This window comes from Rahnella sp. BIGb0603 (genome assembly GCF_024808755.1).
GTDB lineage: Bacteria > Pseudomonadota > Gammaproteobacteria > Enterobacterales > Enterobacteriaceae > Rahnella > Rahnella contaminans.
Genome location: NZ_JANUEX010000002.1, coordinates 439,804 through 452,399 on the forward strand (window position 1 = coordinate 439,804; position 12,596 = coordinate 452,399).

The window sequence follows — 12,596 nt, forward strand, 5'->3', positions numbered from 1 at the left end:
ATGACATCCGGTTTTCGCACACTGAACCGCGCGGACGTGGTGGCGCTGGGCGGCACCGATCCGCAGGCCGCGCTGGAGGATATCTGTGACGTTGTCACGCTGATGCGCCAGAATACAGCGCAGATGCCTGCGGAAACTCACGTCAGTTTAGGCACGCCGCGCGGCAAAGCCTATGCCTTGCCCGCCAGCGTTGGCGGGCGGTTTAACGCCGCCGGGGTAAAATGGACGGCACATCGCCCGGATGCTCAGGACCCGTTCCCGCAGGCGATGGCGCTGACGCTGATTAACCGCGCCGATAACGGCCAGCCGCTCGGGCTGGTGGAGAGCGGCGCGCTGACCGCCACGCGCACCGCAGCGGTGTCGGCCCTTGCGCTGCGCCATGCCGCGCCGCGTCCGGTTCAGCGCGTGTTACTGCTCGGTGCAGGCGTTCAGGCGATGGCGCATCTCCACATGCTTCGCCAGCTTTTCCCCCATCTGCACCAGGTCAGCTGGTGGGATCGCAGTGCGTCTGCGTTGCCGGTGGATAACACGCAATTCCCCTGGCCGCTGATTCGGGTTCCCGATCTTCACAATGCGCTGGCGCAGGACGCTGACGCCGTGATCACCTGCACCAGCGCCGCCGAACCGCTGCTCGGGCCGGAAGCGATCCGCGCCGGTCGTCTGGTGATTCAGGTTGGCTATCACGAAGTGTCCTTCGCAGCGATTAACCGCTCGACGCGCGTGCTGGTTGATTTATGGGGAGATTTCTGTGAAACCAGCGCCAAAAGTCTGTTTCAGATGTACCGCGCCGGAAAATTCCTGCCCGAACACGTGGACGCCGATTTAGGCAATCTGCTGCTCGACGGCTGGCGACCGGCGGCTGATGAAAGCGTGTATTTCTCCCCGTTCGGCCTCAACGTTTTTGACATCGCCCTCGCATCGCGCGTACTAAAACTCGCCGCCGAACGCGGAACGGGCACGCTTTTATCGCTTTTCCCGGAGTAAGACTTTGGCTGTTTATCCTTTACCCGCACAAAATGTTCTCAATCACCGGCGGCTGATCGGTGCCGCAGAGCTGTTGTCGCGCCGCCAGCTTGGGCAGGAATTTGCCCTGATTGACGTCCGTGAATTCTCACAGTGGCAGGCCGAAACGTTGCCCGGCGCACTTCATCTCAACGTGTACGATTATTTTATTCCCGACAGCACCGTTGCAGGCATCCGGGGCATGGCGGATGCCTTCCACCGGGCATGGCAACAACTGACGATCAGTGACAACGTCACGCCAGTATTCTTCGAACAACAGGTGGGTATGCGTTCCCCGCGCGGCGCATGGTTTGCGCAGTTCGGCGGCATCGACAATGCGCTGATACTGGACGGCGGACTGGACGCCTGGGTACAGGCAGGCGGCAAATTACAGCCCGGCACCGGACGCAGCGCGGTGGTCAGCCCGGACAGCCCGGACGCTTTAAACTCCCCGGTTTATCATAAGGACCTGACTGCCACGCGCGATGAAGTGCTGAACGCGCAGGCCAGTGGCGCACAAATTCTGGATGCGCGTCGCCCGACGGAATTCAGCGGTGAATTTGCGCATGAATGCTGCCATCGCGCAGGCCGGATCCCCGGCGCGAAACTGCTTTTCTGGGAAGATGTGGTGCAAAACGGCGCATTTCTCAGCGCAGAGGAAATCCGTCAGCGGGCAGAAGCCGCGGGCTTATCGCCTGACCGGCGGGTGATCATTTATTGTCATCGCGGCGCGCGGGCGGCTACGGTGTACACCGCACTTCAGCTGGCCGGTTATCACCAGCTGGCGGTGTACGTGGGGTCATGGCATGAATGGGCGGAACACCAGGAACTGCCGATGCTGACGGGCTGTTAACCCGCCCGACGCAGTTGCAGCGCCCGCGTGATATCGGGCGCGGCGGCCAGTAAGGTTTGCGTATAAGGATGTTGCGGCGCACGCAGAACCCGCGCCGTATCGCCGCTTTCCACGATTTTCCCGTGATACAGCACTACCACGCGATCGCACACCTGTTTCACCGCCGCCAGATCGTGACTGATAAACAGCACAGTCAGCCCGAGCTGCTGGCGTAAGCGATCCAGCAGCGCCAGAATCTGCCCGCGTACCGAAAGATCCAGCGCCGAAACCGCTTCATCCGCCACCAGTAATTCAGGCTCCAGCGCCAGCGCACGGGCGATTGCCACACGCTGGCGCTGACCGCCTGAAAATGCGCCGGGCAGGCGGCTGGCGTGATGCGCTTCCAGCCCGACGAGTTTCAGTAATTCTTCTACCCGCGCCTGTATCAGTGCCGCAGGCCGCAGTTTATACACGCGCAGCGGTTCGGCAATCTGCTCGCCGATAGTAATTTTTGGATTCAGGCTGGCGTAGGGGTCCTGAAAGATAATCTGCGCACGGCGGCGCATTTTTTGCCGCGTCCCGTGGCTGGCCAGTGTCAGCGATACGCCGTCAAATTCGATATCGCCGCTGTCGGTGTCCGTCAGGCCAATGATGGCGCGCCCGAGTGTGGTTTTGCCGGAACCGGATTCACCGATCAGCCCGAGAATTTCACCCCGGCGGATATCCAGCGTGGTCGGGAAAAGCACCGTCTGACGCTTAGCCGGAACAAAGGGCAAACGCTGCGCCTGCGGATAACTTTTGGTCAGCCCGCGCAACCGCACCAGCGGCGAATCCGCGCTGATTTCACCGGTCTTTTCACGCGGCTCCGGCTGCGACGCGCCAATCAGTTTGCGGGTATACGGCTCCTGCGGATCCGTCAGCAACTGCGCCACCGGCCCCTGCTCGACCAGATATCCCTGATGCATTACGTAAGCGCGGTCGGCGTAACGCGCCACCACGCTCAGGTCATGCGTAATCAGCAAAATGCCCATGTCCATTTCCTGTTGCAGTTCCTGCAACAGCGTCAAAATTTGTGCCTGAATGGTGACGTCCAGCGCCGTCGTCGGCTCATCCGCAATCAGCAACGCCGGTTTACAGCTGATGGCGCTGGCGATCATCACCCGCTGGCGCATCCCACCGGAAAGCTGGTGAATATACTGCTTTGCCCGTTGTTCCGGGTTCACAATCCCGACGCGATCGAGCAATGCTACCGCTTCGCGATGTGCCTGTTTCCAGCTCAGCTGCTGATGGCGAACCAGAACCTCGGCAATCTGCTCCCCGACTTTCAGCAGCGGATTCATGCTGGTCATCGGTTCCTGAAAAATCATCGCCAGCCGTTTCCCGCGCACCGGCGCGTCAAAGGGGGTGTTCGGGCTGGCAATCTTCTGATCATCGAGCCAGATTTCACCGCCGTTCATACTCACGCCGGGCGGCAACAGCCCCATCAGTGCCAGCGAACTCAGGGTTTTCCCCGAACCGGACTCACCGACCAGCGCCACAATTTCACGGCGGTTTACCTGCAATGAAACCTGCTTTACCAGCGGTAAACCGGCGGCGGTATGAAGGGCAAGAGAGCGGACATCAAGAAGCGGTCTGGCAGTTGTCATGTGCAAATCCGGCGAAGAAATGAACTTAGAGAATATATCGTATATCTTAAGGTAACAACCCGAATGCAGGGCCTGGGTTAGACAGATTTGTACGGGGTTATGCCCGTTTGGTTGGTGGACACAAAAAGACCGGCCCTATTCCGCCGGTTCATTTCGCTCCCGTTTTAATGCTCAGACCTGCGCCATCCCGCCGTCGACGAAGAGTTCGACGCCGTTGATAAAGCTGGCGGCATCAGAGGCCAGGAATGCAACGGTTTTGCCGATTTCTTTCGGTTCACCCAGACGGCCTAACGGGACTTGTGCGGCCAGCGCATCGAACAGGCCCTGACGGTGTTCTTCAGGAACCAGGTCGCCTAAGCCCGGTGTGCGGACCGGCCCCGGGCTGACGACGTTGACGCGGATGCCGCGGTCTTTCAGATCCAGTGCCCATGAGCGGGCAAAGTTACGCACGGCGGCCTTACTGGCGCTGTACACACTGAAACTCGCCGTGCCCAGCACCGACGTAGTGGAGCCGGTCAGGATGACCGATGCGCCATCGGTCAGCAGCGGTAGAGCTTTCTGAACCGTGAATAATACGCCGCGAACGTTGGTGCCGAAAATCCGGTCGAAGTGTTCTTCGGTGATGCCGCCCAGCGGTTGCATATCGCCGCCACCGGCGTTGGCGAACAGAATGTCCAGACGTCCTGCGGTTTTGGCGATTTGTGCATAAACCGCATCAAGGTCGGCCAGAACGGAAGCGTCGGCGCGGATACCCGTTGCCGCAGCGCCGATTTCAGCGACGGCGGCGTCCAGTTCTGCCTGACGGCGGCCGGTGATAAAGACCTGCGCGCCCTGTTCTGCCAGCTCTTTCGCTGTACCCAAACCAATGCCGCTTGTCCCGCCGGTGACCAGTGCAATTTTACCGTTCAGTGGAGTTGTCATTTTTCATTCCTCAAAGTCAGATCAGGTTAAGTAAAGTGGCCTGAGGTAGGTGACCATTGTCGGCCGCCTCAGGCATGGCGGTAATTTAGCGCCCGACGGTTTATTGAAAAATAGCGAAAAATGAAAATGACTATTTCTGTGCGTGTATAATCAAAACATCGGATAACCGGCGGGAAAAGCGTGTGGATCAGTTAACGGCAATACGGGCGTTTGCCCGGGTGGTTGAGGCGGGCAATTTCACCCGCGCGGCGAATTCTCTGGATATGCCCAATGCGACGCTGAGCAAAATGGTGCAGGAACTGGAGGCACATCTTGGCGTGCGGTTGTTACAGCGCACCACACGGCGCGTGACGGTGACGCCGGAAGGCAGTGAATATTATGAGAAAACGGCGCGCATTCTGCGCGATCTCGACGATGTCGATACGGCCTTTAACGCCGTGCGCAGCAAGCCACGCGGGCTGTTGCGCATTGACGTCGGCGGTTCAACGGCACGCGATGTGCTGATCCCGGGACTGGCTGATTTTATGACGCGTTATCCCGAAATCCGTCTGGATCTGGGCGTTTCTGACCGTCCGGTTGATCTCATCAGTGATAATGTGGACTGCGTGATACGCGGCGGGCCGCTGGACAACTCTTCGCTGATTGCCCGCAATATCGGCCATGCGACGCTTATCACCTGTGCGACACCGGCTTATCTGAAAGCCTTCGGCACACCGGCTTATCCCGATGAATTGAAAAACGGCCACCGGCTGGTGAGTTATCTTTCACCGCAGAATGGCCGGGCTTTTCCGTTTCGTTTTGAACGCGATGGCGGGAAAACGGAAATTAAGGTCGATCACCGTATCGGCGTGAATGAAAGCAACGCCCATCTGGCGGCCGGACTTGCCGGTCTGGGGATTATCCAGACGTTCAGCTATTCCATTTGCGAGGCGCTGCACCGCGGAACGCTGGTGGAAATCCTGACAGAGTGGCGGCCTGCACCCTATCCGTTCCATGTGGTCTATCCGCAAAACCGCCACGTTCCGCATCGCCTGCGCGTGTTTATCGACTGGCTGGTGGAAACCTTTCCGCCCAAAGTCAGCGGTCAGCTGCCAGCAATACAGAGCTGAAAATCGGACAGCAGGCCGCCACGTTGCTGGCAGATAAAATTGAAGGATTGCCGGTGGCGCAAAGCGTGGTGGATATCGGTTTTACGCTGATTGCAAGAGGTTCAGCGTAAAACCGTTGAGGCAAATTTTCAGGATTCGAACATTTCCGCGCCGATATACGACCCTTCTTTCGGCGCAGGCGGCACAAAGAAGATCCCCGAACCGATGTGGGAAATGTATTCGTTCAGCGCATCGGAAGAACCCAGACGGGTTTGCAGCGCTTCAAACTGCGCGGGATCTTTCTGATAACTGATAAACAACAGGCCGGCGTCCAGCTGCGCCATGTTATTCAGACCGTCCGTGTAGTTGTAAGAACGGCGTAAGATTTTGATGCCCTGATTATTTTCATGCGACGCCAGACTGATGTGCGCGGTCGCCGGAATGATCAGGTTTCCGTCTGCATCCTTCTTCTTAAAATCAGGCGTATCAAATTCCTTTGTGCCGGTTAACGGCGCACCGGAAACTTTGTGGCGTCCGAACACATTGTTCTGATCACTGACGCGATCGGTGTCCCAGCTTTCAATGTGAATTTTGATTTTACGCACGACCTGATAACTGCCGTTCTGCTGCCACGCGGGGCCACCGTCTTTGATCCAGACATATTTGTCGAAATCAGCTTTCTCGGTGATGTTGCGCGTGCCGTCCTTGAAGCCGAACAGATTGCGCGGCGTGGACTGCCCTTTTCCCGCAGACGCACGACCAAAGCCCATGACCGTCCAGCGGGTTTGGGCTGCGCCGGTGCTTTTGGCAATACGCGCCAGATCGCGGATGGCGTGATACGCCACCTGCGGATCGTCCGCACAGGCCTGCAATGACAAATCACCGCCGGTCAGTTCCGGCTGCATATCGTCACTCGGCAACTGCATCAGGTTACGCATCAGCACCGGTTTGTGCTGCGTCAGCCCGAAGGTGTCCGTGAAGACGCGCGGCCCCAGACCGACGGTCACCGTCAGTGACGCCGGGCCGAGATCCATTGCCTCACCGGTATCCATCCCGACGCCGCTGTCACGGGCAGGTTCAACCTGACCGATGGTGCCGCCTTTCATCAGCTGCGCAATTGCCGACGACCAGCGCGCCAGCAGAACCTGCAAGTCCTGACGCGCAGACGTTGTCAGATCAAACGTCATATACATGATATGACGCTGCGGCGGCGTGCTGATCCCCACCTGTCCTTCGTGACCGTAAAAAGAATACTGACGGGAAAGGTCAATTTTATCTTCCGGGTCGCGGGCGGCCGTGGCCTGCCCGTGCGCATAGCTGACCGTTGGAATAGCCAGAGCACTGGCGCCAGCCACTGCTCCTTTCAGCAATTCACGACGAGAAAACTTACCGGCCTCCCTGGCCGGATGGAGTTTGTCGCTCATTCATCAGGCTCCTTTATTCGCCGCCACTTTCTCAGCGATTTTGGACAGTGGTTCCTGCAACGCCTGAATGGTGCGGCTCAGTTTGGCGGCATCAGACGCTTTCAGTTCAGCCGTGTAGTATTTGTATCCGCCCGGGACTTTAGGATCACGATAGGTTTCCAGCATGTCGTGAACGGCAGCGAACTGCGCGGCAACCTGTTTAGTCAGCTCCGGATCAATTTTTTCCAGACCCGGTTGCAGGTAAGCAAATGCCTGCTGCGCGCCTTCGACGTTACCGGCGAAATCCACCAGATCGAAGTGGCTGAATGCCTCTTCTTCCCCGTTGATTTTGGTGTTTTGCACTTCTTCCAGCAGGTCGGCTGCGCCGTTAGCCAGATCTTCCGGTTTGTAGGTCAGCGCTTTGGTCAGCGCGTCCAGACGCACCACGTTCTGCTGCAATTCGGTGGCCGTTTGTTTGGTTTCGGCGGTGATTTTGCCCTGACCGAACAGGTCACGTTCGATGGCGTGGAAGCCGTGCCAGCCCGCTTTCGGATCCAGATTGGAGGCACGCATGTCGATCAGATAATCCAGATTCCCGGCGTTATCGGTCGCCTTGAAGCCCGGCAGAATAAAACCGTTCACGTCAGATTCGATACGTTCGTAGAACGGACGCGCTTTGGCGTAATCAGCTTTGGCCGTCGCCAGATCGCCGGCATCGATATCCGCTTTCAGGCGGTTAACGGCCACGACCATCGCGTCCACCACGCCATTCACATAGGTCGCGTAATCTTTGGTGCCCTGCGCCAGAATGGTGGCGGTGCTGCCCTGCGGCTGCGCGGCGCTTTTGCCGGTCACGGTGAAGTCGATCAGTTCACGTTTCGCGCCCGGGCAATAGATTTGGTATTTGCCGCCATCGAGCGTCAGGGTGAATTTCACCGCTGGCAGCCCCGGCGCGAGGTTCTCTTTTTCGCCCAGAATACGGTTGTTGCTCAGCAGCTCTAATTCGGTGATCGCCGTCGCGGTTTTGTTCACCACGTTAAACGTCACCGGGCCGGCTTTCGCAGAATCGTGATCCACTACGCAGGTGCCGTCTGCAGCGCTGGTCATGGTGATATTCACTTCAGAAACGCCGTTTTTCACCGGAGCCGCTGATGCCGCATTGGCAGGCGCTTCCACGGAAAACATCAGCAATGCCGTCAGACCCGCGGCCGTCATCAGAGATTCTTTTTTCTTAAACGTCTTAATGCGCATAAGTTTCCTATCCTTTATTTATTTTTTGGCAAGCCAGTGTGTAATGGGGAACCGAATGACAGGCCGTCTTTACCCGAAACAGAAAGCCGTTCATTGCGGAGTTTCAAGAGAACCCGTAATGCAGAGATGACAAAAATAAGGGCCAGCGCCACCAGAAGAACAGGCAACATGACAGCCCAAAAACGGTAAGTATCCTGATAAGTTTGCATCTGTTGCAGCGCGTCAGAAACGCTCTGCTGATACGCGCCGCTCACCTGCCAGTTACAGTCGGACGCCGCTGCCGTAGGATGGCGCGCCGTGACGGTGCGCGGAGATTGCAGGCCGCTGCCTGAAAGCGTGATCACTTCGTCGGCCTGCGCGCTGGCCCCCAGCAAAACGCCCTGCGCCACGGAAACCTGAACGTTGCAGTGAAGCGTCCACGCCGCCTGATACGGCCCCGGATGCTGCGCCGGATCCAGCCCGATGGGAATACGGTTGCCGTACAACGCCACCACCGCATCGAGATCCAGAATCGCCGGTGCGCCCGGCGGCGAATATGTACTTTTAACCGTCCATTCATCCGCTGGCATTCCGGCCTGGCTGCCCGCCGTTGCCGCATCCGCAGGCAGGTTAATCAGGGTGGTACCGCCGCTGGCCGTTTTTACACTCAGCTGATAACCGTTTCCGGCCACCGGCAGAAGCTGCAACTGCCCTGCGGCGTTTTGCGCGTCATTGCTGACCAGCGGCGCGGTATCCGGCACCTGAAGCGTAAAAGTGGGATAAAACAGCAACAGAGAAATGGCCGCCAGCGCCAGTACTGCGGCGGACGCCAGCAACGTGCGGGCAGCAACTTTTGGAGAAGGACGACGGTTTGCGGGCCAGTAAATCATCACCGTGACAATCGCGATGTAGAGCACCCAGCCAAAAGTTTCAATCAGGTTCGGATCGGCAGGAATGCCCAGAACGCCGGTGATCAGCGCCGAACGAACCGTGCCCGGCGGCACCAGCCAGGAGAGATCGGCAACGCGCTGCTGCCCGATGTTGAGCCAGCCCGCTTCGTGCGCGGTCATCAGTGAGGTAATAATCAGGCCACCGGCGACGAAAATCAGGAACAGGCCGGTGAAGCGGAAGAAACGGGAAAGGTTGATGCGGATGCCGCCGTAATAAATCCCGCAGCCGATAAATACCGCCACCAGCAGGCCGATAACCGCCCCGGCGGCAGCCCAGGCCGCCGACTGCGCCACCGAGAAAGTAGCCAGCAGGAAGACGCTGGTTTCAAAACCCTCTTTAAGCACGGCCAGAAATGCCATGCTCGCCAGCGCCCAGGCGCCCGACTGGCTGATCGCCTGCGCGGCCTCGCTTTCCAGCTCTTTCTTCATGTTGTGGGCGTGTGTGTTCATCCACAAAATCATGCCGGTGACGAAGAAGACGGCGACGCCGCCAATCACCGATTCCATCCCTTCCTGCCCCGCCTGCGGCAGCGCGCGTTCGGTCAGATCCAGCGCCACACCGACCACCACAGAAAGCACCACGGCAAGCACCACGCCGACCCACATCGCGGTCAGACTTTTGCCATTCTTACGGAGAAACGCCGCAATGATCCCGACGATAAGCGCGGCTTCTAAACCTTCACGAAGTCCGATAATAAAAGTGGCTAACAAAGGGCTGACTCCGCGGCAACAAGAAGCATTATCAATTATTAATGATAATTGATATCAGTTGCCCGAACAGGAAGGAAGAAATGGAGTATGAGGATTTGCAACAGAGTAATGTGAAATTAAGAATATGGTGTAAAGAGTGCTTTATTTGTAACCAAATAATAAACAGAGAAGAAAAACGTCAAAGTGAAGGTAGCGGCGCAGAAAATTATCGTTAACATTCAGGCCAACGTCATGCCTGACTACGGCGTAAGAGGCTGATGATTTGTTGTACAGATTCCCGCAACGTAATGGTGCGGAAGATATCCCGCATCATCGACATATCCGCCATTAAACCGCGCAGCCAGCCCATTTTAGCGGCTTTGTACGGGCTGATAACGCCCTTCCAGCTGACCACCTGTACGCGAAATCCGGCGGCGATCCACAACCGGTTGATCCAGACTTCCAGCCCGAAATGCGGCAAAGCGCGGATTTCGTCCAGCCGCGTTGCCAGCAGTTCACGCGCAAACACCCGCTCGCCGGAAATATAATCGAGCCCGATACACCGCCAGAACCACGGGCTGTTGCGCCTCAGACTGATAGTCACATCCGCCTGATTTTGTATTACCGGCTGAACCAGCCGGGTGATATCACACTCGTTCAGCCCCATGAGATCGGCATCCAGCATCAGCAGATGGCTGCCCCTTGCGGCCGCAATGCCTTCCGCCACCGCGTGGCTTTTACCCTGATTTTTTGCCAGCCTGACCACGCGAACGCCCTTTTCCCGCGCCACGTCTGCGGTGTTATCCGCTGAACCGTCATCCACTACGATAATCTCAAACAGCAAGGGATGGTTGCGCACGACATCCAGCACTTTGCCGATACGCGTCGCTTCATTACACGCCGGGATAATGCAACTGACGGTGATCATTCTTTGCTCCTCATCCACATGATGCCCGCGGCAACCAGCACGATAAGCAGCCCGAGCGAGACGTACAGGATCCAGTTGTTCACCTGCGCGATGATGTCGCCGAACATCCAGCCGATCGCCAGCAGAAACAGGCTCTTGGGAATGGCGGCGATGATGTTGTAGAACAGAAACGGGATAAGCGACATCCGCGCAATGCCCGCGCCGGTCAGCACCAGCGCTCCGGCGGAATGGGTCAGCTTGGCTAACACCAGCAACCGCCCGCCTTTGCTGTCAAAACTGCGCACCATCTTTTCCAGTCTGGGCTGCGTCAGCCCCAGACGCGCCAGCCAGCCGGGCGGTTGTCCGTCCGGCCCGATCACCCAGCGCCCCAGCGAGTAAAAAAGAATATCCCCGAGAATTTCTCCCGCCATCACCACGGCGAAGATTACGGATAAACTGAAATAGTTGAGGCGGACAAAATAACCGGCAAGCACCGTCACCACCGGCCCTTCGATAATGGCCAGCGGCGTCAGAAACAGCAATCCGTGCGCTTTAATCAGTGATTCAAGGGTTTCAAGAGCAAACATGCGGTCCTTATTTTCCCGGCGACTGACTCACAGGCACGGGTTGTTTTTTACCTGATAGTTTTATTTTACCGGTTAACGTTGTTCCACCGGCGAGGCGTTTTTCGCCTGAAGGATTGCCGCGCCAGGTAAAACCGCGCCCTGCCCAGCACCCTAACCACAGCGCGGGCATCATGATATCCCGCAGACACATCGCCAGAATATCCCTCAGCTGATGCGGCCAGCCGAGCGCTTTTGCCAGCGCCCATTCACCGCCAAACCACAACACAAACAGCGCTGGCGGTGCGAACAGCGGCAAATCACCGGCGGCGGTCAGCCAGGTGACGGCGGCCAGCGCGGGCAGAAAACCCATAATAATTTCGGGCACGAACAGCCAGAAAAATCCGGCACGACGGATACGCGCCCAGCGTAATTGCCTGCTCCAGACCGCGTCCAGCGTGCGATGCCCGACGGGCTGGGCAAAAGGCTGCGCCGGTAGACGCACTTTCAGCCCGGCGCGTCTCACCAGCTTGGTTGAGGCCACGTCTTCCGCCATTTCACTGCCCAAGGCCGCCATGCCGCCGCCATTATCGAGCACCTCGCGCCGCCAGCACAGCGTTTTCCCCTGTGCAAAACCGTTACCGAGAAAATCAGACAGATACTGCCAGCGCGCCTGATGCGTGTTGAGCATTGCAGCTTCCACCGCGCCCCAGATATTTTCCGGGCAAATGCCGGTCGCAGGCGAACTGACCATCCCGGTTTTCGCGTCAAAAGTATTTACCAGCGAACGCAGATAATCCGGCGGTAAAAGCAGGTTGCTGTCCGCCATCGCCACAATACCGGCAGTGGTGTTTTCCCACGCTTTGTTGAGATTGTTCACCTTCGGATTCGCCGATATTTTGTCATCACCGGTCAGCAAACGCGCACGCTGATGCGGATATTCAGCGATCAGTTTTTCCACCAGCGGGATCACCGGATCAAACCGCGAGGCCACGCAGAACACAATTTCGTAACCGAGATAATCCTGATGAAAGCTGGAACGCAGCGTTTCCTCTTCAAAGGCGTTAAGTCCGCACAGCGGCCGTACCAGTGCGATAAATTCTGAAGTTTCCCGGGTTTCATCCCGCCGGACGCCCCGGCGCATTCGCCAGTAAGCGATTGCCAGAGAGGTGAATTGCAGCGTAATCAGGAAACCGCCAAAGGTGGCGGTTAATGCGGTGCTTAAAGCCATGATGATGCCCCTTCATTTTTTAAGCGCTGGCGTGATGTGACCGGTGATTTCCGGCGGTCAGCACCGTGAGAAAACAGGCAAAACGATTACGAGGTAACAATCATCCTAGAGACGTTTCATTAAGGTTTTCTTA

Annotated in this window: 11 protein-coding genes and 1 pseudogene; 4 read left to right on the forward strand and 8 right to left on the reverse strand. The window is 57.7% G+C overall.

Annotation, left to right across the window (positions count from 1 at the left end):
- Both M2403_RS07035 and M2403_RS07040 read left to right on the forward strand, forming a co-directional pair.
- On the forward strand, nt 1-984 hold the full coding sequence (locus M2403_RS07035; protein WP_259228815.1) for an ornithine cyclodeaminase: 984 nt from the start codon (nt 1-3) through the stop codon (nt 982-984).
- Between the two features lie 4 nt (nt 985-988).
- On the forward strand, nt 989-1,855 hold the full coding sequence (locus M2403_RS07040; protein WP_259228817.1) for a sulfurtransferase: 867 nt from the start codon (nt 989-991) through the stop codon (nt 1,853-1,855).
- Here the strand turns inward: M2403_RS07040 and M2403_RS07045 are convergent.
- Nucleotides 1,852-3,480 (reverse strand): ABC transporter ATP-binding protein, encoded by a 1,629-nt coding sequence (locus M2403_RS07045; protein WP_259228818.1) that lies wholly within the window; start codon nt 3,478-3,480, stop codon nt 1,852-1,854. The genes M2403_RS07040 and M2403_RS07045 overlap by 4 nt on opposite strands.
- Before the next feature lie 171 nt (nt 3,481-3,651).
- Nucleotides 3,652-4,401, reverse strand: coding sequence for a glucose 1-dehydrogenase (locus M2403_RS07050; RefSeq protein WP_152327158.1), 750 nt, complete (start codon nt 4,399-4,401; stop codon nt 3,652-3,654).
- 182 nt (nt 4,402-4,583) lie between these two features.
- Here M2403_RS07050 and M2403_RS07055 point away from each other — a divergent pair, with 182 nt between their 5' ends.
- Both M2403_RS07055 and M2403_RS07060 read left to right on the forward strand, forming a co-directional pair.
- Nucleotides 4,584-5,510: a LysR family transcriptional regulator gene (locus M2403_RS07055; RefSeq protein WP_259228819.1), complete on the forward strand. Its 927-nt coding sequence runs from the start codon at nt 4,584-4,586 to the stop codon at nt 5,508-5,510.
- 2 nt (nt 5,511-5,512) lie between these two features.
- Nucleotides 5,513-5,620: pseudogene (locus tag M2403_RS07060) on the forward strand (GntR family transcriptional regulator); the annotation flags it as partial.
- 18 nt (nt 5,621-5,638) lie between these two features.
- Here M2403_RS07060 and efeB read toward each other — a convergent pair.
- The 6 genes from efeB to M2403_RS07090 form a co-directional block, all read right to left on the reverse strand.
- Nucleotides 5,639-6,913: an iron uptake transporter deferrochelatase/peroxidase subunit gene (gene efeB, locus M2403_RS07065; RefSeq protein ID WP_208951658.1), complete on the reverse strand. Its 1,275-nt coding sequence runs from the start codon at nt 6,911-6,913 to the stop codon at nt 5,639-5,641.
- Nucleotides 6,914-6,916: 3 nt separating this feature from the next.
- Nucleotides 6,917-8,143, reverse strand: coding sequence for an iron uptake system protein EfeO (gene efeO / locus M2403_RS07070; RefSeq protein ID WP_259228820.1), 1,227 nt, complete (start codon nt 8,141-8,143; stop codon nt 6,917-6,919).
- 14 nt (nt 8,144-8,157) lie between these two features.
- Complete coding sequence (gene efeU, locus M2403_RS07075; RefSeq protein WP_259228821.1) at nt 8,158-9,783, reverse strand: iron uptake transporter permease EfeU; 1,626 nt, start codon at nt 9,781-9,783, stop codon at nt 8,158-8,160.
- Nucleotides 9,784-10,012: 229 nt separating this feature from the next.
- On the reverse strand, nt 10,013-10,690 hold the full coding sequence (locus tag M2403_RS07080; protein ID WP_259228822.1) for a glycosyltransferase family 2 protein: 678 nt from the start codon (nt 10,688-10,690) through the stop codon (nt 10,013-10,015).
- Nucleotides 10,687-11,256, reverse strand: coding sequence for a DedA family protein (locus M2403_RS07085; RefSeq protein ID WP_259228823.1), 570 nt, complete (start codon nt 11,254-11,256; stop codon nt 10,687-10,689). Before M2403_RS07085 ends, M2403_RS07080 begins: the two co-directional genes overlap by 4 nt.
- Before the next feature lie 7 nt (nt 11,257-11,263).
- A complete protein-coding gene (locus M2403_RS07090) occupies nt 11,264-12,463 on the reverse strand; it encodes a ceramide glucosyltransferase (protein WP_259228824.1) in 1,200 nt (399 codons plus the stop codon).
- Nucleotides 12,464-12,596: the final 133 nt, after the last annotated feature.

Excerpts from the sequence above, each read along its gene's own strand:
- efeO (WP_259228820.1), bottom strand. The coding sequence starts at position 8,143 with ATGCGCATTAAGACGTTTAAGAAAAAAGAATCTCTGATGACGGCCGCG.
- M2403_RS07045 (WP_259228818.1), bottom strand. The coding sequence starts at position 3,480 with ATGACAACTGCCAGACCGCTTCTTGATGTCCGCTCTCTTGCCCTTCAT.
- M2403_RS07050 (WP_152327158.1), bottom strand. The coding sequence starts at position 4,401 with ATGACAACTCCACTGAACGGTAAAATTGCACTGGTCACCGGCGGGACA.
- M2403_RS07090 (WP_259228824.1), bottom strand. The coding sequence starts at position 12,463 with ATGGCTTTAAGCACCGCATTAACCGCCACCTTTGGCGGTTTCCTGATT.
- efeB (WP_208951658.1), bottom strand. The coding sequence starts at position 6,913 with ATGAGCGACAAACTCCATCCGGCCAGGGAGGCCGGTAAGTTTTCTCGT.
- M2403_RS07080 (WP_259228822.1), bottom strand. The coding sequence starts at position 10,690 with ATGATCACCGTCAGTTGCATTATCCCGGCGTGTAATGAAGCGACGCGT.
- M2403_RS07035 (WP_259228815.1), top strand. The coding sequence starts at position 1 with ATGACATCCGGTTTTCGCACACTGAACCGCGCGGACGTGGTGGCGCTG.
- M2403_RS07085 (WP_259228823.1), bottom strand. The coding sequence starts at position 11,256 with ATGTTTGCTCTTGAAACCCTTGAATCACTGATTAAAGCGCACGGATTG.